At 72.3% G+C, this 19,902-nt stretch carries 15 protein-coding genes; 1 reads left to right on the forward strand and 14 read right to left on the reverse strand.

From position 1 onward, the window contains the following. Positions 1-8: 8 nt before the first annotated feature. The 13 genes from AB0368_RS25105 to AB0368_RS25165 form a co-directional block, all read right to left on the reverse strand. The gene (locus AB0368_RS25105; RefSeq protein ID WP_366156391.1) at positions 9-1,532 is read right to left on the reverse strand and encodes an ATP-binding protein; all 1,524 of its coding nucleotides are present in this window, start codon (positions 1,530-1,532) and stop codon (positions 9-11) included. Between the two features lie 59 nt (positions 1,533-1,591). After that, positions 1,592-4,102, reverse strand: a complete 2,511-nt coding sequence (gene pepN, locus AB0368_RS25110; RefSeq protein WP_366156392.1) for an aminopeptidase N — start codon at positions 4,100-4,102, stop codon at positions 1,592-1,594. A 79-nt stretch (positions 4,103-4,181) separates the two neighbouring features. Beyond that, positions 4,182-4,634 carry a GNAT family N-acetyltransferase gene (locus tag AB0368_RS25115; RefSeq protein WP_366156393.1) on the reverse strand — a complete coding sequence of 151 codons (453 nt, stop codon included), beginning with the start codon at positions 4,632-4,634 and terminating at the stop codon, positions 4,182-4,184. A 60-nt stretch (positions 4,635-4,694) separates the two neighbouring features. Beyond that, complete coding sequence (gene obgE, locus AB0368_RS25120; protein ID WP_366156394.1) at positions 4,695-6,200, reverse strand: GTPase ObgE; 1,506 nt, start codon at positions 6,198-6,200, stop codon at positions 4,695-4,697. A 94-nt stretch (positions 6,201-6,294) separates the two neighbouring features. Beyond that, on the reverse strand, positions 6,295-6,555 hold the full coding sequence (rpmA, locus tag AB0368_RS25125; protein WP_364165661.1) for a 50S ribosomal protein L27: 261 nt from the start codon (positions 6,553-6,555) through the stop codon (positions 6,295-6,297). Positions 6,556-6,567: 12 nt separating this feature from the next. After that, the gene (rplU, locus tag AB0368_RS25130; protein WP_366156395.1) at positions 6,568-6,882 is read right to left on the reverse strand and encodes a 50S ribosomal protein L21; all 315 of its coding nucleotides are present in this window, start codon (positions 6,880-6,882) and stop codon (positions 6,568-6,570) included. 199 nt (positions 6,883-7,081) lie between these two features. After that, entirely contained in the window at positions 7,082-7,597 is a 516-nt protein-coding gene (locus AB0368_RS25135) for a hypothetical protein (protein ID WP_366156396.1), read from the reverse strand. 93 nt (positions 7,598-7,690) lie between these two features. Then, on the reverse strand, positions 7,691-10,723 hold the full coding sequence (locus tag AB0368_RS25140; RefSeq protein WP_366156397.1) for an Rne/Rng family ribonuclease: 3,033 nt from the start codon (positions 10,721-10,723) through the stop codon (positions 7,691-7,693). Positions 10,724-10,856: 133 nt separating this feature from the next. After that, positions 10,857-11,582: a TIGR03936 family radical SAM-associated protein gene (locus AB0368_RS25145; RefSeq protein WP_366156422.1), complete on the reverse strand. Its 726-nt coding sequence runs from the start codon at positions 11,580-11,582 to the stop codon at positions 10,857-10,859. Between the two features lie 57 nt (positions 11,583-11,639). Further along, complete coding sequence (locus AB0368_RS25150; protein WP_366156398.1) at positions 11,640-13,577, reverse strand: TIGR03960 family B12-binding radical SAM protein; 1,938 nt, start codon at positions 13,575-13,577, stop codon at positions 11,640-11,642. Between the two features lie 20 nt (positions 13,578-13,597). Continuing rightward, positions 13,598-13,942 carry an STAS domain-containing protein gene (locus tag AB0368_RS25155; RefSeq protein WP_366156399.1) on the reverse strand — a complete coding sequence of 115 codons (345 nt, stop codon included), beginning with the start codon at positions 13,940-13,942 and terminating at the stop codon, positions 13,598-13,600. Then, a complete protein-coding gene (locus tag AB0368_RS25160; protein WP_366156400.1) occupies positions 13,939-16,413 on the reverse strand; it encodes a SpoIIE family protein phosphatase in 2,475 nt (824 codons plus the stop codon). Before AB0368_RS25160 ends, AB0368_RS25155 begins: the two co-directional genes overlap by 4 nt. Positions 16,414-16,448: 35 nt before the next feature. Further along, on the reverse strand, positions 16,449-17,240 hold the full coding sequence (locus AB0368_RS25165) for an alpha/beta hydrolase (RefSeq protein WP_366156401.1): 792 nt from the start codon (positions 17,238-17,240) through the stop codon (positions 16,449-16,451). 193 nt (positions 17,241-17,433) lie between these two features. Here AB0368_RS25165 and AB0368_RS25170 point away from each other — a divergent pair, with 193 nt between their 5' ends. Beyond that, entirely contained in the window at positions 17,434-19,215 is a 1,782-nt protein-coding gene (locus tag AB0368_RS25170) for a hypothetical protein (protein ID WP_366156402.1), read from the forward strand. Here the strand turns inward: AB0368_RS25170 and AB0368_RS25175 are convergent. Then, a complete protein-coding gene (locus tag AB0368_RS25175) occupies positions 19,212-19,886 on the reverse strand; it encodes a lysophospholipid acyltransferase family protein (RefSeq protein ID WP_366156403.1) in 675 nt (224 codons plus the stop codon). The two genes, AB0368_RS25170 and AB0368_RS25175, sit on opposite strands and share 4 nt — an antisense overlap. Between the last annotated feature and the right edge of the window lie 16 nt (positions 19,887-19,902).

A 19,902-nucleotide genomic window follows, 5' to 3' on the forward strand; every position in this document is an offset into this window, starting at 1 on the left:
AGGCGACGTCAGCCGTCGAGCCGTTTTCGGACCGCGGCCAGCAGGTCCTCGGCGGTGAAGGGCTTCTCGAGCAGGGCCACGCCCGGGTCGAGCGTGCCCTGCGAGGCGAGGACCGGCTGGGCGTACCCGGACATGTAGAGCACCCGCGTGTCGGGCCGGACGTCGGAGAGCCGCTCGGCCAGCTCCTTGCCCAGCATGCCGGGCATCACGACGTCGCTGACCAGCAGGTCGATGGCGCCCTCGTGGAGCGCCGCGAGCCGCAGCGCCTCGGTGCCGCCGTCGGCCGCGAGCACGCGGTAGCCGGCGCCGGAGAGGATGCGCCCGGCCACGTCGCGCAGGGCCGCCTCATCCTCCACGACGAGCAGCGTCTCGCCATGCCCCCCGGTGTCCGCGGGCTCGTTCGCCGATTCGGGTTCCGCCTCCGTCCCCTGCGACACGGGCAGCAGCACGGTGACGGTGGTGCCCAGCCCCGGCTCGGACGTGAGGCTCACGCTGCCGCCGGCCTGCGTGACGATGCCATAGACCGTCGCCAGCCCCAGCCCGGTCGCCTCGTGGTTGGGCTTGGTCGTGAAGAACGGCTCGAAGGCCCGCTCGATCACCTCCGGCGACATCCCGCGGCCGGAGTCGCTGACCCGCAGCCGTACGTAGTCACCGGATGCCAGCTCCGCGTGCTCACCGGGCGAGAGGTGCGAGTTCGCCGTGTCGATCACCAGGTTGCCGCCCGAGGGCATCGCGTCCCGGGCGTTGACGGCGAGGTTCACCAGCAGCTGCTCGATCTGACCGGGATCGCAGGTGACCGGCGGCAGGGACGCGGCGGGGCGGGTGATGAGCGAGATGTGCTCGCCGATCGAGCGCCGCAGCAGCCCCTCGACCTCCGCGACGACCTCGTTGAGGTCCAGCACCTGCGGCCGGATCACCTCGCGCCGGGCGAACTTGAGCAGCTGGTGGGTCAGGCCCGTACCGCGCTCACCCGCCTTGATGACCTGGCGGGCGTCGGCCGCGATCGTGGCGACGTCCGGGGTCGGCGACTCGGCCTCCTCGATCACGAAGTTCGCGTAGTTGACGATCACGCCGAGCAGGTTGTTGAAGTCGTGCGCGATGCCCCCCGCGAGCTGCCCGAGCGCCTCGAGGCGCTGGCTGCGGTGGCTGTGCGCCTCGGCCATGAGCTGGTGACGCTCCGTCACGTCGCGGACGACGGCCACGGCGACCCGGCCGCCGGGGAGCCCCGCGACGGCGAGCGACGCCTCGGCGGGGAACTCGGAGCCGTCCCGGCGGCGGACCTGGAGGGCGACCGTACCCACCGGGCCCGGCGGGCGCTCCTTACCGCTGAGCTTGAGCTCCTCGGGGAAGGTATCCCGGGCACCGTCGGTGAGCAGCACGTGGGCGTGCTTGCCCAGCAGCTCGGCGCGCGGCCACCCGAAGATCTCCTCGGCGCGGTCGTTGACGAGCACGATGCGGCCCTCGTCCATGACCACGATCGCGTCCGGAGCGGCCTGCAGCAGGCCGCTGGACAGCTCCTCGGACCATTCCACCGCTCACCCCCCGTACTGCGAGGCTATCGGCTCCTACGCGCAGTAAGGGGCGAAATCGCCTATCCCCGGGCCCGCAGCGCGCGGCGCACGTCGTCGTCGCCGTCCATCACCACGCGGCGCACGATCGAGGAGATCCCGGGCTCCGCGAGCAGCTCCGCTGCCAGCTGCCGGGTGCGCTCGGCGACCACCACCGACGGGTACGCCGTGACAGCCACCCGCTCCCCACTCATGCCCGGGCGGCGCTGGAGCATCGCCGGGATGTCGGTGAAGTAACGCTCGGCGTACGGGGTGACGAGGTCGAGCTGCTCCGGCTGCCAGAAGCCCTGCGCGGTGGCGTCCAGGATGCGGTTGGAGGCGTCCAGATCCTCGGTGATCAGCTTCCAGGCCCGCGCCTTGGCCCCCGCGTCCGGCAGCGCCGCCCGGCACCGCGCCGCCCATTGCTCACCGAAGGCGCTGCGGTCCGCGGCGAGCTCGGCCTCGATCCGCTCGGACCCGGCGGCGCCGAGCACCACCAGGCGGTACAGGATGAGCCAGCGCAGGTCCGCGTCCACGGCCACCCCGGCGGGCACGTTCTCGCCCTCCAGCCAGCCTGCCAGCCGTACCGTATCGATGCCGGCACCGATCAGCCCCCGCACCCCCGCGAGCTGCAGCGAGCTGCCCGGCTCGGCGACGGCGACCAGCCGGTCGCAAGCCTGCGCGACCAGCTCGAGCGCGGCCGGCCGGGTCTCCGGCGCCGGGTAGCGGTCCACCAGGCCGCGGGTCATCCGCAGGACGTCTTCGACGACGGCCACCTCGCGCTCGGCCGGCAGCGCGGCGAGCACCAGCGTCACCAGCTCCGCCACCGGACGTTCGCCGTCGATGACGGCATCGAGGGTCGCCCCCCAGAGCAGGGCCCGCGCCAGCGAGTCGTCCAGCAACGGCAGGATCAACGGTACGGCGCCGGCCGACGCCGGATCGAGGCGGACCTTCGCGTACGTGAGGTCGCTGTCGTTGACGAGGAGCAGGTCCGCGGCGGGCTCACCGGCCAGCTCGGCTACGAGGGTACGGCCGCCGTCCGCGTGCGGATCCACGTCCACCTCGACGAGCCGGCGCCGGGTGACCACCCCGTCGGCGCCATGGTCGTAGAGGCCGAGACACAGCTTGTGCGGGCGCAGCGTCGGGTGCTCGTCCGGGGCGGTCTGCACGATCACGACCTGCGCGTACCGGCCGTCGCCGGTGCGCTCGACCTCGGCCCGCAGGGTGTTGAGCTGGGCGCGGCGCAGCCACAGCTCGGCCCAGGAGCTCAGGTCCAGGCCGCTCGACCGGGACACGGCGGCGAGCAGGTCGGCCAGGGTCGCGTTCCCGTACGCGTGTGCCGCGAAGTGATCGTTGAGCCCGGCCAGGAACGCCTTGTCCCCGACGTACGCGACCAGCTGCCGGAGCACGGCGGCGCCCTTGGCGTACGAGATGCCGTCGAAGTTGAGCAGCGCGAGGGCGGTGTCGTCGACGTCGCTCGGCGCCACCGGGTGCGTCGAGGGGCGTTGGTCGGCGCGCATACCCCAGGCCTTGCGCTGCATCGCGAACGTCGTCCAGGTCCCGGTGAAGCGGGTCGCCTCGGCCGTGATCCTCGTGCCGAGGTACTCGGCGAACGACTCGTTCAGCCACAGGTCGTCCCACCACGCCATGGTCACCAGATCGCCGAACCACTGGTGGGCCATCTCATGCGCGATCACCATGGCCCGCTGCTCGCGCTCGGCGTCGGTGACCGCGGAGCGGTAGATGAACTCGTCGCGGAAGACCACCACGCCGGGGTTCTCCATCGCGCCGAAGTTGAACTCGGGCACGAACGCCTGCTGGTAGTGCCCGAAGGGGTACCGGACGTCGAAGATCTCGTGGTAGCGGTCGAGGCACTGCTTGGTGATGGTGAACAGCTCGTCGGCCTGCTCGTCGAGGTGCTCGGCCAGCGCCTGCCGGCAGTAGAGGGCCAGCGGGATGCCGTCGTGCTCGTCGGTCCGGGCGTGGTACGGCCCCGCGATCAGCGAGATGAAGTACGTCGCCAGCGGCTTGGTCGGCGCGAACCGCCACCTGCCCCCGTCCACTTCACCCGCCTGCTCCCCGTTCGCCGCCACCAGCCAGCCGTCGGGCGCGGTGACGCTCAGCGTGACCGGCGCCTTGAGGTCGGGCTGGTCGAAACAGGGGAAGATCCGGCGGGCGCCGTCGAGGAACATGTGCGCGTACAGATAGACCCGGTCGTCGGCGGGGTCGACAAAGCGGTGCAGCCCCTCGCCGGTGTTCGAGTAGCGCATCTCGCCCTCGACCACCAGCTCGTTGTCGGCGCCGAGACCGGTCAGCGTCAGCCGCTCGGCGGCCAGGGCGGACGGGTCGAGCGCAGCGCCGTTGAGCGTGGCGGAGAGCAGGGTCACGGGCTCCAGCTCGACGAAGGTGTCGCTGCCGGGCTCTGCGCCGAAGGTGAGCACCGTACGGGAACGGAAGGTGTCACCTTCGCCGGTGAGGTCGAGCGCGATGTCGTATCCGGTGACGGTGACGGTGGCGGCCCGGGCGTTCGCCTCGGCGCGGGTCAAGCTAGGCATGAGGACCACTGTTACATGGCCTCACTTCGCTCGGCAGGCACCCCGCCCCGGGAATCCGGTGTCGAGGACACCGTCGCGGTCAGTGGGTCGTGAGTGCCAGGGACTTCTCGAAGCAGACGCTGTACGGGTTGCCCACGTACTCGCCGTACACGGGAATCGGCGTGTATCCCGCGGAGCGGTAGAGGGCGATGGCGGCGGGCAGGTACGTGCCGGTTTCCAGGCGCAGCACCGGCCGTCCCTCCGCCAGAGCCTCCGCTTCCAGCGCCACGACCAGCTGGCGGGCGATGCCACGGCCCCGGAACGCGGGGCGCACGTACATGCGCTTCAGCTCGGCCATGCCCGGCCCGAGGGCCTGCCACGCGCCACACGCCACGGCCCGCCCGTCGACGACCGCGACGAGGTACGAGACGTCGTCGTGCATCGGGTAGACCTGACCGTCCTGCCCGCCGTCGGCCTCGGCCAGCTCACGCTGCTGCGCGACGAGCAACGTGGCCAGCTCGGGATCCGTGGCGCTGCGGGACTCGATCACCATGGTCGTCACCCTAGATCCCGTCCGTTTCCCGCAGGTTGCGGGGACTTGGACGGGAAGCCATCACTGGTCGTCGGCGTCCTCGCCGTCGTCGTCGGTGACCAGGACCGGCTTGGCGGCCATGGAGACCGTGGATACCGTGCCGTCCTCGCTCATGTGCAGCAGCTCGTCGTCCGAGCGGACACGGCGGCCCTTGCGGGCCGCCAGGCGCTGGGCGGCCGACGCCCGGTTTGCGTCGTCCTCGAGCCGGGCATCCGTGCCGCGCGGTCCCGAGACGTAGTCGCCGGTGTTGGGGTGCCAGTCGAACTCGCGGTCGGCGATGCGCACCGGGTCGCCGGGCTGCGCGCCCTTCTTGGCCAGCGCCGCCTCGACGCCGATGCGCTCCAGCCGGTCGCCGAGGTAGCCGATGGCCTCGTCGTTGTCGAAGTTGGTCTGGCGGATCCAGCGCTCGACCTGGATGCCGCGGACCACGTACACGCCGTCGGCGTCCTGCTCGATCGTGAAGCCCTTCTCGTCGACCGCGCGGGGCCGGACGACGGCCCGGGTCGGCTCGACCACCGGGGCCGCGAGGCGGTTGGCGGCGACGGCCTCGGCCAGGGCGTACGTGAACTCCTTGAGCCCTTCCCGGGTGACCGCGCTGACCTCGAAGACCTGGTAGCCGCGCGCCTCGAGGTCGGGGCGGACCATCTCCGCGAGGTCGCGCCCGTCCGGGATGTCGATCTTGTTCAGCACCACCATGCGGGGCCGGTCCTCCAGCCCCCCGTACGCGGACAGCTCCGCCTCGATGGCCTCCAGGTCGGCGACCGGGTCGCGCTCGATCTCCAGCGCCGCCGAGTCGAGGACGTGGACCAGCACCGAGGTGCGCTCGATGTGCCGCAGGAACTCCAGGCCGAGCCCCTTGCCCGTGGCAGCGCCCGGGATCAGCCCCGGCACGTCCGCGACCGTGAAGGTGTGGTCGCCGGCCTGCACCACGCCGAGGTTCGGCACCAGCGTGGTGAACGGGTAGTCGGCGATCTTCGGCTTGGCCGCGGAGATCACCGAGATCAGCGAGGACTTGCCGGCCGACGGGAAGCCCACCAGGCCGACGTCGGCGACGCTCTTGAGCTCGAGCACCACGTCGACGTGCTCGCCGGGCTCGCCCAGTTCGGCGAAGCCGGGCACCTTGCGGCGGGTGTTGGCCAGCGATGCGTTGCCGCGCCCGCCGCGGCCGCCGCGGGCCACCTCGAAGGTGGTGCCGGCGCCGACGAGGTCGGCAATGACCTCGCCGTCGGGGGTCTGCACGACCGTGCCGTCGGGGACCTTCACGACGAGGTCGCCGCCGTTGGCACCGTCGCGGTTGTCGCCCATCCCGCCGACGCCGTTCTGCGCCTTGACGTGCGGGCGGAAGTGGAAGTCGAGCAGCGTGTGCTGCTGCGGGTCGACGACGAGGCTGATACCACCGCCGTGCCCGCCGTTGCCGCCGTCGGGGCCGCCGAGCGGCTTGAACTTCTCCCGGCGTACGGAGACACAGCCGTGCCCGCCGTCACCTGCCTGCAGGTGCAGCACGACCCGGTCGACGAACGTAGCCACTTCGGTACTCCCACTGCTGAATTGGAACAAAGACAGCGGGCCGCGGACCCCGGAAGGTCCACGGCCCGCTGAGACGCTGCGTGAGCGACCGGTGTTACTCGGCCGCGACCGGCACGATGCTGATGGTCTTGCGGCCACGCTTGTGACCGAAGAGCACGTTGCCCGCGGCGAGCGCGAACAGCGTGTCGTCGCCACCGCGGCCGACCAGGTCGCCCGGGTGGAACTTCGTGCCGCGCTGCCGGACGATGATCTCGCCGGCGTTGACCAGCTGGCCGCCGAACCGCTTCACCCCGAGCCGCTGAGCGGCGGAGTCACGGCCGTTCCGCGAGCTGGATGCACCCTTTTTGTGAGCCATGGCGGTTCGTCCCTACTTCCCGCTGGAGATGCCGGTCACCTTGACGCGGGTCAGCGGCTGACGGTGCCCCTGGCGCTTGTGGTAGCCGGTCTTGTTCTTGAACTTGTGGATCCGGATCTTCGGACCCTTGGTGTGCTCGGCGATCTCGCCGGACACCTTCACCTTGGCAAGCTTGGCCGCGTCGGTCACCAGGTTGTCACCGTCGACGAGGAGGACCGCGGCGAGCGTCAGCGAGTCGCCGGGCACACCCGCGAGCTTTTCGACCTCGATCACGTCGCCCTCGGCAACCTTGTACTGCTTGCCGCCGGTCTTGACGATCGCGTACATGGACGCGGACTCCCTGAGACTTACGCAGCGGAACATCGCTGCTTGGCGGATGGAACTCGGCCCCGGCGCCGCACATCACTGAGTCACTCACAGGATCACTACACACAGGGATCACTACGCACAGGGACATGGCGCCTCGAAAAAGCGCCGACAGATAGCCTACTTCATAGCACGGGCGCGACCCAAACCGGGGAGACGCTCACGCGGTGCCGCACGCCTTGGCCAGCGTCTCCTGCAGCCCCTCCAGCTTCGCCGCGTCGAGCTTGCGCACGTCACCCTTGAGCGCCGAGACCTGCTTGCCCATTGCGGCGAGCGCCTTCTTCAGCTCCGGGTCGGAGGCGAGCTTCGCCATGTCGGCTAGCGCGAAGGAGTAGTTCTCCACGTCCCGGCTGGTCTTCTCCTTGGCCTTCGCCACCGCGTCCTGGTCCTGCGCCGACTCCGCGTCGATGAGCAGCTTGAGGTCCTGGGCGAAGTTCTTGGCGCTGTCACCACCGGTCTTCGCGGCCTGGGTGCAGATCGCCTCGGTGTTCCCCTTCAGCGCTGCGTCGCCGCCGGCGGGGTCCGAGGATGCGGCCGGGGCGAGCGCCGCGGCCGCGGAACTGCCGGCTCCGGCCGCCGGGGTGGTGCCGGCCGGGGTGCCGGCGGACTTGTCGGTCGAGCACGCACCGAGCAGGAGGGCGCCGCTCAGAGCGGTCGCGCAGAGCAGGCGTCGCATGGTGAAGCAGGGTAGCCGACATCGATCACCGGACATGGAGCGGGCGGCCCCAGCAGGAGTTACCTGCCGGGACCGCCCGGATCGCGCGTTTTCTCAGGGGCGGGTGCGCCGCCGGGACCCGCCGCGCCGCGAGCGCCGCCGGGCGCCGGTTCCGGCCCCGACCGGCTCGTCGTCGTTCTCGTCCTCGTCCTCGTCCTCGTCCTCGTCGGCCGCGTCCGGGTCGTCCGACCCGGTCAGCTGCAGCGGCTCGGCCGGGTACGACGTGCCGTCGTCGTACCGCGAGAGGTCGTACCCGCTGATGTCGTAGTCGTCATCGTCGTCGTTCGCCGCGATCGGCGAAGCGGCCGGCGTGATGACACCCGAGCCCTGGGGCGTGACGACCGCCGGGACGGACGGGGGCAGCCCGGCGGTGTCCGCCGCCGGGTCCTCCACAAGGTGTTCGGGCGTCGAGGACTCGGCCGGGGCCTGCTCGCCCCCGCCGCCCCGGCGACGCCGGGACTTGGCGGGCAGCGCCGGGGCCTCGACCCGCGCCGCCGCGGCGACGGCCTTGACCTGGGTGGCCGCGCCGGACGAGCGCTTCTCCGGCACCGGCTCGGTGTGTGTGACCACGCCACGGCCCTTGCAGTGCTCACACGTCTCGCTGAACGCCTCGAGCAGCCCCGCGCCGATCCGCTTGCGGGTCATCTGGACCAGGCCCAGCGAGGTGATCTCGGTGACCTGGTGCTTGGTCCGGTCCCGGCCCAGGCACTCGGTGAGCCGGCGCAGCACCAGGTCGCGGTTGCTCTCCAGCACCATGTCGATGAAGTCGATCACCACGATGCCGCCCAGGTCGCGCAGGCGCAGCTGCCGCACGATCTCCTCGGCCGCCTCGAGGTTGTTGCGGGTGACCGTCTCCTCGAGGTTGCCGCCCGCACCGGTGTACTTGCCGGTGTTGACGTCGACCACCGTCATCGCCTCGGTGCGGTCGATCACCAGGTGGCCGCCGGAGGGCAGGAACACCTTCTTGTCGAGACCCTTGAGGATCTGCTCGTCGATGCGCTTCTCGGCGAAGACGTCGTTGGCGCCGGTGTGCCGGTGCAGGCGCTCGACCAGATCCGGCGAGACCGACTCGAGGTAGTTCTCGATCTCCCCGTACGCCTGGTCGCCCTGCACGATCAGCTCGCGGAAGTCCTCGTTGAAGAGGTCCCGGACCACCCGGATGACCAGGTCGGGCTCCTCCGAGAGCGGGCGCGGCGCGTTGCCCTCGGCAGCCTTCGCCTGGATGTCCTCCCACTGCGCCTGCAGCCGCTTGACGTCGCGGGCCAGCTCGTCCTCGCTGGCACCCTCGGCGGCGGTCCGCACGATCACGCCGGCACCGTCCGGCACGAGCTTCTTCAGGACGTCGCGCAGCCGCTTGCGCTCGTTGTCGGGAAGCTTGCGGCTGATGCCCGAGGCGTTGCCGTTCGGGACGTAGACCAGGTGCCGGCCGGAGAGCGCGATGTGGCTGCTCAGCCGGGCGCCCTTGTGCCCCATCGGGTCCTTGGTGACCTGGACCAGCACCGAGTCGCCGGAGCGCAGCGCCTGCTCGATCGAGCGGGACCGGCCCTCCAGCCCGGTGGCGTCCCAGTTGACCTCGCCGGCGTAGAGCACGGCGTTGCGGCCCCGGCCCACGTCGACGAACGCCGCCTCCATGCTGGGCAGCACGTTCTGCACCTTGCCCAGGTAGACGTTGCCGACCATGGTCCCGGACGTCGTCCGCGACACGTAGTGCTCGACCAGGACGCCGTCCTCGAGCACGCCGATCTGGAGCCGGTCGGGCTTCTGCCGTACGACCATGACCCGGTCGACGGCCTCGCGGCGGGCCAGGAACTCCGACTCGCTCAGGATCGGCGGCCGGGTACGCCGCTGCTCCCGGCCGTCGCGCCGGCGCTGCCGCTTCGCCTCGAGGCGGGTGGAGCCGGAGACGCCCTGCACCTCGTCGCTGCGGCGCGGCTCGCGTACCCGCACGACGGTGTGCACGCCGTCCTCGACGCCGCCGGTCTCGGCGTCCCCGGAGCCCTTGCGACGCCGGCGCCGGCGCCGGCGGGTGACCCCGTCGCCCTCCTCGGCGTCCTCGTCGTCGCCCTCGGCCTCGGCGGCCTCCTCGGCCTCGCCGGTGCCCGCCTCGGAGGACTCGTCGCCTTCGTCGGTCGGGCCCTTGCCCCGGCCGCGGCCCCGGCGTCCCCGCCGGCGACGGCGGCGAGCGCTGGCCTCGTCCTCGTCCTCGTCCTCGGCGCCGTCCTCGATGTCGTCCGCGCTCTCGTCCGGCTCCTCGAGCACGGGCTGCTCGGTGATCTCGGCGGCGGGAGCCTCGTCGGTTTCCGCGGCGGCGCCCCGGCGGCGGCGCCGGCTCTTGCGCGGACCCTCGGCGGGCTCCTCGGCCACGGTGGCGGCCGCCGGCTCGGCCGGCGCCTCGGTGATCTCGGCCACCGGCTCCGCGGCGACCGGCTCGGCGGCCGTGCCACGCCGGCTGCGGCGCGGGGCGGGGGCGGGCTCGGCGTCGGGCTCGGGCGGCATGAACAGTACGGCGGGAGGCAGCGCGGCCTTGCGGCCACGACGCGGGGCGGGCTTCTCCTCGACGAGGTCGTCGTCGAGCGGCAGCACACCGATCACCGGCACACCGGAGAGGGTGGCGTCTTCGGCCTCTTCCTCGACCTCTTCTTCAGCCGAGGGCTCCTCGACAACCGGCGCAGGCGCCGGCTCGGCCGGAGCGGGAGCGGCCGCCGCGGGGGCGGCCTTCTTCCGGGCCCGGCTGCGCGTCGCCTTGACCGGAGCAGCGGGCTCATCGTCACTCAGCGGGCTCTCCGCGGCAGCGGAGGGGTCCGGGGCGGCCGCGGCCGGGGCGGCCTTCTTCCGCGCTCGGCTGCGGGTCGCCTTCACCGGAGCGGCGGGCGCGTCGGCGGCCGCGGCCGCGTCGATCGCATTCGCCGTTTCGTCGGCAGCACCGGGCTCGGCGCCCGGCGCGTCGACCGGCACAGCAGCCGGTGCGGCGGCCTTGCGGCGCGGAGCCCTCGTGCGACGCACAGGGGTAGTGGTCTCGGCGGCATCGACGGTCCGAGGTGTGGTGGCCTCTTCCCGTTCACCGCCCTGTGGCTCGTTATCGAGCATGGGGCGCTCTCCAGTTCTGGCGGCCCCGGGCGCGGGTAAGCGCTGCCACGCAGGGTCGCCGCAAGTTTTTCGGTCCCGGCCGTGTGCCGGCCGGGCTTCCGAAGTCTGCCAACGCGGGCGCCGACCGAACCGGCTAGCGCCCTCCGATGGGTGCGTCCTCGCGATCCGCTTCCAACGGATCGACGATCTTCCCCTGCGAGGTGAGCGAGCCCTGGGCCAGCCGGGTCACCCGAGGGGGCACCGGCGGCTCCAGGCCGGCCACCACGCGCAGGCCGGACATGACGTCATCGGGCCGTACGGCGGGAGTGACCTGCCGCACGACAAGGTCGATTATCGCACACCGTGCCGCCGCGGCCCCGGAAGGTGCGGCAGACTCCTTGCTGACAGCGAAGGACGCAACTGCTTTTCGGGCGTCGAACGAGCGCCGCCCCTGCTTCGTCATGCGCTCGACCAGCACCTCGTCGGCGGCGAGGAAGGCTTCGACGGCCTTCTCCGCAACCTCCGGGTCGACGTCGGGAAGCTCGATCCGCCAGCGCGACGCGTCGATCCGGTCGGCCAGGCTGCCCTCGCCGGCGACGACCGCGTCCAGCACGTCCAGGCCGGGCGACAGCGCCGCGTCCAGGGCCGCGCGCAGGGCGTCCGGGTCGGCCTCGGCCTGCAGGCCGATCTCCAGGTACTCCGCCTCGCTGCCGACACCGGTCGGCGCGGCGCTCGCATACGAGATCTTGGGGTGCGGGGTGAAGCCCTGGGAGAAGGCGATGGGTACGCCCGCCCGCCGCAACGCCCGCTCGAACGCCCGGGCGAAGTCCCGGTGCGAGGTGAAGCGCAGCGGGCCTCGCTTCGCGTACCGAAGGCGGATGCGCTGGACGACCGGGGCCTGACCGCCGACCGGCTGGTTCTTGGGAATGACGGACTCCTAGACAGGTACCCGGGTGACCGGGGTCAGGGGAAGCAGCTTCTTGCCGGTGGGACCGATCTGGATCTCGGTGTCCATCGACGGGCAGACGCCGCAGTCGAAGCACGGCGTCCAGCGGCAGTCGTCCTGCTCGTACTCGCTCAGGGAGTCCTGCCAGTCCTGCCAGAGCCAGTCCTTGTCGAGGCCGGAGTCCAGGTGGTCCCAGGGCAACACCTCGAGCTGGTCACGCTCGCGGGTGGTGTACCAGTCCAGGTCGACGCCGAACTCCGGGAGGACCTCCGTGCACGCCTCGACCCAGCGGGCGTACGAGAAGTGCTCGGACCAGCCGTCGAAACGCCCGCCCTTGTCCCAGACGCTCCGGATGACCTTGCCGACCCGGCGGTCGCCGCGCGAGAGCAGGCCCTCGATCAGCGACGGCTCGCCGTCGTGGTAGCGGTAGCCGATCGCGCGGCCCAGGGAGCGGTCGCTGTTGATCTCCTGCTTGAGCATCTTGAGGCGGTTGTCGATGACCTCCGGGCGCGCCATCGGCGCCCACTGGAACGGGGTGTGCGGCTTGGGCACGAACCCGCCGATCGACACCGTGCAGCGGATGTCCTTGGTGCCCGCGGCGGCCCGGCCGGCCCGGATCACCTCGTGCGCCATCTGCGCGATCTCGAGCACGTCCTCGTCGGTCTCGGTGGGCAGGCCGCACATGAAGTACAGCTTCACCTGCCGCCACCCGTTGGAGTACGCGGTGACGACCGTCCGGATCAGGTCCTCCTTGGTCACCATCTTGTTGATGACCTTGCGAATCCGCTCCGAGCCGCCCTCCGGCGCGAACGTGAGGCCGGTGCGGCGCCCGTTGCGGGACAGCTCCTGGGCCAGGTCGATGTTGAACGCGTCCACCCGGGTCGACGGCAGCGACAGCGAGACGTTGGTGTCCGCGTACTGCTGGGCGAGCCCGGAGCACATGTCGCCGATCTCGGAGTGGTCCGCGCTGGAGAGCGAGAGCAGGCCGACCTCGGAGAAGCCGGAGAACTCCAGCCCCTCCCTCACCATCTGGCCCACCGTGGTGATCGACCGCTCCCGCACCGGACGGGTGATCATGCCGGCCTGGCAGAACCGGCAGCCCCGGGTGCAGCCGCGGAAGATCTCGACCGCGTACCGCTCGTGGACCGTCTCGGCGAGCGGGACCAGCGGCTTCTTCGGGTACGGCCAGGCGTCCAGGTCCATGGTCGTGCGCTTGGCCACCCGGAACGGCACGTCCGGACGGTTCGGCACGACACGCCGGATCCGCCCGTCCGGGAGGTAGTCGACGTCGTAGAAGCGCGGCACGTAGATGCTCTCCGTACGCGCCAGGCGCAGCAGCAGCTCGTCCCGACCGCCCGGCGAACCGGCGGCCTTCCACTCCCGGATGATGCCCGTGATCTCGAGCACCGCCTCCTCACCGTCGCCCAGCACCGCGGCGTCGATGAAGTCGGCGATCGGCTCGGGGTTGAACGAGGCGTGGCCGCCGGCCAGCACGATCGGGTCCTCGTCGCCCCGGTCGGCGCTGTTCAGCGGGATGCCGGCCAGGTCGAGCGCGGAGAGCATGTTGGTGTAGCAGAGCTCAGTGGCGAACGACAGCCCGAGCACGTCGAACGCGCGGACCGGGCGATGGGCGTCGACCGTGAACTGCGGGACGCCCTGCTCCTTCATCAGCGCCTCGAGGTCGGGCCAGACCGCGTACGTCCGCTCGGCCAGCACGTCGGGCTGCTCGTTGAGCACCTCGTACAGGATCTGCACGCCCTGGTTGGGCAGGCCCACCTCGTAGGCGTCGGGATACATCAGCGCCCACCGGACGGTGGTGGCGTCCCAGTCCTTGACGACGGCACCGAGCTCGCCGCCCACGTACTGGATCGGCTTGCTGACCCGAGGCAGCAGCTGCTCGAGCTGCGGGAAGACCGAAGAGACGCTCATGGGTCTCCAGGGTACGCGGGCTAGATGCTCAATTCCTTTGCGGCCCTGTCGAGGTCGGTGGCCAGCAGGTCCTCCCGGAACGCACAGAGCTCCAGGGTCATCCGGGCAGGGCCGGTCTCCCCCACCACCAGCTTGATCCGGGTGCCCGCGGCGTCGAGATCGCCGACGAGGGCGTCGAGGAGCCGCACCCCCGCGCTGTCCAGGAACGAGACCGCGGTCAGGTCGATGACCATGGCGGAGGCTCCGTCGGCGTGCCGGAAGATCTCGCGCCCGATCTCCGGGGCGTTCGCCAGGTCGATCTCACCGGCCAGCCGGACGACCTCCGCCTCACCGAGGCTGGCGAAGGTCACCCACCGATCGGTCATCGTCCCTCCGGGCGCGCTCGGCGCATGGTCACCGTGGTGCCGTCCGTACGGTCGAAGGTGACCTCGTCCATCGTCTGGTGGATGAGCCGAAGGCCACGGCCGCGCACCTCGTCGCCCTGCGGGACCCGCCAGTCGCCCCGGTCGGTGATCCTGACCTCGATCGCCTCGGCGGAGACGACCGCGGTGACGTCGACGATACCGAAAGGGTCGTTGCGGTAGCCGTGCTCGATGGCGTTGGCGACGGCCTCGGAGCAGGCCAGCAGCACCGCCTGGGTGGTGTCCTCGTCGATGCCGTGCGACGCCAGCCAGCCGCGCATGTCCTTGCGCAGCAGGGCGATCTGGATCGGGTCCGCGCCGATCGCGCGTTCCAGCCGCTCCTCGGTGCCGATCGCCAGGCAGAGCAGGCAGACGTCGTCGACATGTTCCCTGCCGACCAGGCTGTGCGCGAGCCCCGCGGTCAGGCCCGGCAGCGGGGCGTCACGGCGGCTCGCGTACGCCCGGGCGAGCATCTCGAAGCCCGCGTCGATGCGCCGGTTGCGCCGCTCGATCAGCCCGTCGGTGTAGAGCAACAGCCGGCTGCCGGCCGCGAGGTGGGTGCGGTGCTCGAGGCGCTGGCGGCGCCCGGCCCGCGAGCCCAGCGCGCCGGAGCGGCCGTCGAACAGGTAGCGCGGCGCTCCGCCGGGCTCGGCCAGCAGCGGCGGGAGGTGCCCGGCGCAGGCGTACGTCATCTCGCTGGTGGTGAGGTCGACCTCGGCGTAGGCGACGGTCGCCATGCGCGCCGACTCGACCCGGTCGACGAAGCGGTCGAGCCGTTCCAGCAGCCGCGCCGGGCCCGCCTCGGCCGAGGCCAGCGCCCGGATGGCGCTGCGCAGCTGGCCCATGGTGGTGGCCGCGTCGATGCCCCGGCCGACCACGTCGCCGACGACCACGGCCAGCTTGTCCGGGGTGATCAGGAAGGCGTCGAACCAGTCGCCGCCGACCTCCATGTCGAGGGCCGCGGCCTGGTAGTGCGTCTCCACGGCGAAGCGCGGGTCGGTCGGCAGGTCGTGGGCGAGCAGGCTGCGCTGCAGGGTCCGCGCGACGGCGCGCTCCTGCTCGTAGAGGCGGGCGTTCTCCAGTGCCAGTCCGGCCCGGTCGGCCAGATCGCCCAGGAACGCGGCCTCGGCGGTGGCCGTACGCCGGCCGGGCGCCATCCGCAGCGCCAGCGTGCCGAGGACCCTGCCACCGGCGGTCAGCGGCAGCACGGCACAGTCCGGGTCGGTGCCGCCGTCGGTCAGCTCGGCCTTGCCGTTGGCGGCGACCAGGGCGACCCGCTCGGCGAGCCGGTCGGCATCGGGCGCGGGACCGCCGGCGTCGGCAAGCAGCCCGGCCGGGCCGATCTGGAGGCGTACGGCGGCCCACTCGGCCACGTCGGGCACGAGCCGCTCGATCAGGCGGCGGGCCCGCGGCATGAGCCGTGACTCCTCGTCGAGCACCCGCGTGGTCTCGGCGAGGAAGGTGGCCCGTTCCTCGCGGCGGCGGGCGTCGTCGTACAGCCGGGCCCGGTCCAGTGCCTGCCCGGCCTGGTGCCCGAGCAGCCGGACCACGCGCAGCTCGCTGTCGGTCAGCTCACGCTTGTCGGTGAAGCCGAAGCTGAGCACGCCGAGCACGTCGGCGCCGATGCTCTCACCGGGGAAGCCGGCGGTCAGGGGGAGCAGCACGACGGTGTGGAAGCCGGTGCGGCGCATGGTGACGGCGAGCTCCGGGAAATGCTTCTCGGCCTCCTCCACCGAGCCGATGACATGCAGGTCGCCCCGGCGGGCGACCTGGGCGACCGGACGGGAGGAGGCGAGCGGGATGTCGTCGCGGACGGCGTCTTCCGTGTCGGTGCCGGCCAGGGGGACCAGCTGTTCGCGGTCCAGGTCGAGGAGCCACACCTGGGCGCCGGCGGCCTCGAACGCGGCGGCCGGAGCGCTCACCACTGCCTCGGCGACCTCCACCGCGGTGGCCGCCGCCGCGAGATCCGCCACGACCTGTTGCAGGGCGCGCACCCGCTGCTCGGAGCCCTCGGCCGCGTGCCGGGCGGCCAGCAGCTCCCGCTCGTACCCGCGGCGCTCGGTGGCGTTGAAGACCATGGTCCGGACCGCCCTGGGCAGTCCGGCGGGGTCGCGGCCGAGAACCGAGTTGACCAGGATCGGCAGGCGCCGGCCGTCGGCGCGGACCAGCTCGAACGCGAACTCCTGGACGTCGTCCCGCATGCTCAGCATCGGCGCGTAGTGGGTCTCGTAGTAGATCTTGTCGCCGGGACTGAGGAGGTCCCGGAAGCGGCGCCGGCCGACGAGGGCGTTGCGGTCGTACCCGGTCCACGCCAGGAACGTCTCGTTGACCTTCACGATCGTGCCGTCCGGCAGCGTGGTCAGGTAGCCGCACGGCGCGTGCTCGTACAGGTCTCCCGGATCCTCGTCCCAGGGCACGCGCAGATCCTGCGTCATGTCCGGACCGCCATTGCCGCTCTCCGTCATGTCGGTCAGAGGTACGCCTTGATCGCCGCGACCGTCTCGGCGGGTGCACTCAGGTTGGGACAGTGGCCGGTCGCGTTCATGGCCACCAGTGTGCTCCCCTCGAGGTGCTCGTGCACGTAGTCGCCGACCACCGACGGCGCGATGACATCGTCCGCGCACTGCAAGATCAAGGCAGGGGTACGCAGTTTCGCCAGGTCCGCCCGGTTGTCCGAGAGGAAGGTGACGCGCGCGAATTTCTTGGCGATCGCCGGATCGGTGGCGCAGAAGCTCTGGGTCAGCTCCTGGCCGAGCTCGGGCCGGTCCGCATTGCCCACGATGACCGGGGCCATCGCGCTCGACCAGCCGAGATAGTTGCTGTCCAGCGATTCGAGCATCGCCTCGATGTCGGCCTTGCCGAAACCGCCGACGTAGTCCCCGTCGTCGATGTAGCGCGGCGACGGCCCCACGAGCACGAGCTTGGCGAAGCGATCGGGCTCACGGATGGCGGCGAGCACACCGATCATCGCGCTGACCGAGTGCCCGACGAAAACCACGTCGCGCAGGTCCAGGTCGTGCAGGATCTCGAGGACGTCCGAGGCGTACCCCTCGAGACTCGAGTACCGCTGATCGTCGTACGCCCGCAGATCCGAGCGCCCCGCACCCACATGATCGAAGAGCACCACGCGATGGGTGCCGGCGAACTCGGGCGCGACGAAACGCCACATGTTCTGGTCGCAGCCGAACCCGTGCGCGAACATCACCGGCTGTCCATCCGGGCGGCCCGTCACGGTGAGCGCGTGTTTCTGAGTCAGATTCATCTACGGATCACCACCGGGTCACCATACGACTCCGCACCGTCCTACACATCGCCCCCTCTGTCCGTCTCTCGCCGACGATCTGCCCGAGCCCGGACCGCGCCGGCGGGTCCATCGCCGTCGATGAGCGGCCCGGCGCACTGGCGGAGCCGCTCTAACCTGGCGTGAAGCAGCGCCCCGTGGGAGGAGACGACGGATGACCGACCAGCAGCCGGGCGACCCGGCCGCGGGCACATCCGCCGCCCACCCGGACCCGACCCGGGTGGACGGCGCCGCCCCGGTTCCGACCCGGGCGGACAACGGCCCGGACCCGACCCGGGTGGACCGCGGCCCGGACCCGACCCGGACGGACCGCGGCCCGGACCCGACTCGGACGGACCGCGGCCCGGACCCGACCCGGACGGACCGCGGCCCGGACCCGACTCGGACGGACCGCGGCCCGGACCCGACTCGGGCGGCCGACCGAGGTCCAGCGAGCTCGACAGGTCCGGCCGATCCCACCGCCCAGGTGGACCCGGGCGGCGAGCCCGAGCCCGTCACCGGGGACGTCCCGGCGGCCAAGGACGTGCCGGAGCGCTGGAGCGGCTCGGCAGCCGTCCCGCCGCCGTCGCCGAAGAAGTCCTGGTGGAACAAGCGCACCCCGGCCGCCGAACCGCCGCCGGCGGTGGACCCGTGGGCGGACGACGAGGACTGGTCCGCCACGCCGCCGGTCGACCCATGGGCCGACCAGGACACCCCGATCGACGTCCTGGAGCCGTTCCCGGAGGCGATGCCGCCGACCCGCGTGGACCGGCCGGTCCCGCCGACCCGGATCGACCAGCCCCTGCCGGCCACCCGCGTCGAGCAGCACCTGCCGCCCACGCGCCTCGACCAGCCCATGCCGCCGACCCGCATCGATCAACCAGCCGGCGGGCAGCCGCCCAGCAGCCTGGCGCCGTCGACACCGCAGGCCACCGCCTCCCCGCAGCCCGCCACTTCCCCGCAGCCCGCCGCCTCACCGCGGGCCGCCACCTCGCCGCAGCCCGCCACCTCGCCGCAGCCCGCCGCCGCGCCGCACGCCGCCGCCGTTCCGCACGCCGCCGCGGCACCGCAGGCCCCCGCCGCGCCCAGGGACGCCGAGCCCCGCCGCCGCTGGGGCCGCAAGCGCCGCGACAAGCCGGCACCCGCCCCGGTCAACCGGCTCCCCGTCCAACCGCGCCCAGCGGCACCGCCACCGCACCGCCAGGCCGCACCCCTGGCGCCCGCCCTCCCGCAGGCGTACTTCGACCGGGCCCGGCCCCTCCCCCCGCCCCCGCCCCCGCCCGGAAAGAGCCCGAAGAAAAGACGAAACGGACCGCCGGCACCGCAACCCTGGCGCCCGCCGCACGCCGGCCCGCCCCAGGCGCTGCGCCCGCCACCCGCACCTCCGCGCCGGAAGCGCCGCTGGGGTCGGCGGCTGTTCGTCTTCACCGTGCTCGGCGCGCTGTGCTGCTGCGGCGTACCCGGGTATTTCCTCTGGCCGGCCGCGCAGCAGTATCCGGTCTCGGCGGTCCTGCCGCCGACCGTCGCCGACCTGGAGCTGCGGGACGACGACGCCGGCCGCCGGGCCACCGAGCGCCTCGCCGACCAGGTGCAGGGCACGAGCCTGGTCTCCTCCGGCGACGTGTTCGCCGGCATGTACGCCGACGGCAACGGCAAGCGGGTCACCCTCTTCGGCGCGACCGGGCTACGCCTGACCCCGGAGAGCGACGTCGAGGCCGAGCTCGCGCACCTGTCCGCCAAGTACTCGATCGAGGACGTGCGTACGTTCGACCTGGGCGAGACCGGCGTGCACGAGCGCTGCGGCGTGGGCCGCAACGGGGGCGCCGCGGTCGTCGTCTGCGCCTGGGCCGACCATGGCAGCCTGGCCACCGTGCTGCTGACCCGCCGGTCGGTGGAGGAGAGCGCCGAGCTCACCGGGGTGCTGCGCGAGGCGGTGCTCCGGCCCCGGGCGCCTTAGGTGGCGCGCGGCGGGGCGTAACGCGGCACGTACTCCTGGCCGGTGAGCTTCTGGATCTCGGCCATGACCTCGTCGGTCAGCGCACGCAGCGCGGTACGGTCGTCGGCGCGGCCGGTGGTCTCGATGGGCTTGCCGAACTTGACCGTGACCTTGCCTCTGCCCTTGCCGGGCTTCGGGTACGGCTGGCCGATCGGCTGGACCTCGTCCGTGCCCTGCATGCCGACCGGGATGATCGGGACGCCCGCGGCGACGGCGAGCCGGGCGACGCCGGTGCGGCCGCGGTAGAGCCGCCCGTCCGGGGAACGCGTCCCCTCGGGGTAGACGGCGACCATGTCACCGGCCTTGAGCACCGGAATGGCGCCGTCGAACGCGGTGAGCGCAGCCCGGCCGCCGCCGCGCTCGACTCTGATCGCGCCGAGTCCGTGCATGATGAACTTGGTGATGGTGCCGCCGACGCCGCCGCCCTGGAAGTACTCGGACTTGGCCCAGAAGGCGATGTGTCGTGGCACGACCGCGCCGAGGAACAGCTCGTCGGCGACGGACAGGTGGTTGCCGGCGAAGATGGCGCCGCCGGTGGCGGGGATGTTCTCGAGGCCTTCGACCCGGGGTCGCCAGCCGAGCATCATCGCGTTACCGACAGTGACTTTGCCGATCGAATAGAGCAGCGGCAACGTGTTCCTCCGGCGG

The sequence above is a fragment of the Actinoplanes sp. NPDC051475 genome, assembly GCF_040689425.1.
Lineage (GTDB): Bacteria > Actinomycetota > Actinomycetes > Mycobacteriales > Micromonosporaceae > Actinoplanes.

Bases quoted from the DNA above. Each gene is read 5' to 3' on its own strand.
- pepN (WP_366156392.1), bottom strand. From the start codon at position 4,102: ATGCCTAGCTTGACCCGCGCCGAGGCGAACGCCCGGGCCGCCACCGTC.
- AB0368_RS25115 (WP_366156393.1), bottom strand. From the start codon at position 4,634: ATGGTGATCGAGTCCCGCAGCGCCACGGATCCCGAGCTGGCCACGTTG.
- rpmA (WP_364165661.1), bottom strand. From the start codon at position 6,555: ATGGCTCACAAAAAGGGTGCATCCAGCTCGCGGAACGGCCGTGACTCC.
- rplU (WP_366156395.1), bottom strand. From the start codon at position 6,882: ATGTACGCGATCGTCAAGACCGGCGGCAAGCAGTACAAGGTTGCCGAG.
- AB0368_RS25135 (WP_366156396.1), bottom strand. From the start codon at position 7,597: ATGCGACGCCTGCTCTGCGCGACCGCTCTGAGCGGCGCCCTCCTGCTC.
- AB0368_RS25140 (WP_366156397.1), bottom strand. From the start codon at position 10,723: ATGCTCGATAACGAGCCACAGGGCGGTGAACGGGAAGAGGCCACCACA.
- AB0368_RS25150 (WP_366156398.1), bottom strand. From the start codon at position 13,577: ATGAGCGTCTCTTCGGTCTTCCCGCAGCTCGAGCAGCTGCTGCCTCGG.
- AB0368_RS25155 (WP_366156399.1), bottom strand. From the start codon at position 13,942: ATGACCGATCGGTGGGTGACCTTCGCCAGCCTCGGTGAGGCGGAGGTC.
- AB0368_RS25160 (WP_366156400.1), bottom strand. From the start codon at position 16,413: ATGACGCAGGATCTGCGCGTGCCCTGGGACGAGGATCCGGGAGACCTG.
- AB0368_RS25165 (WP_366156401.1), bottom strand. From the start codon at position 17,240: ATGAATCTGACTCAGAAACACGCGCTCACCGTGACGGGCCGCCCGGAT.
- AB0368_RS25170 (WP_366156402.1), top strand. From the start codon at position 17,434: ATGACCGACCAGCAGCCGGGCGACCCGGCCGCGGGCACATCCGCCGCC.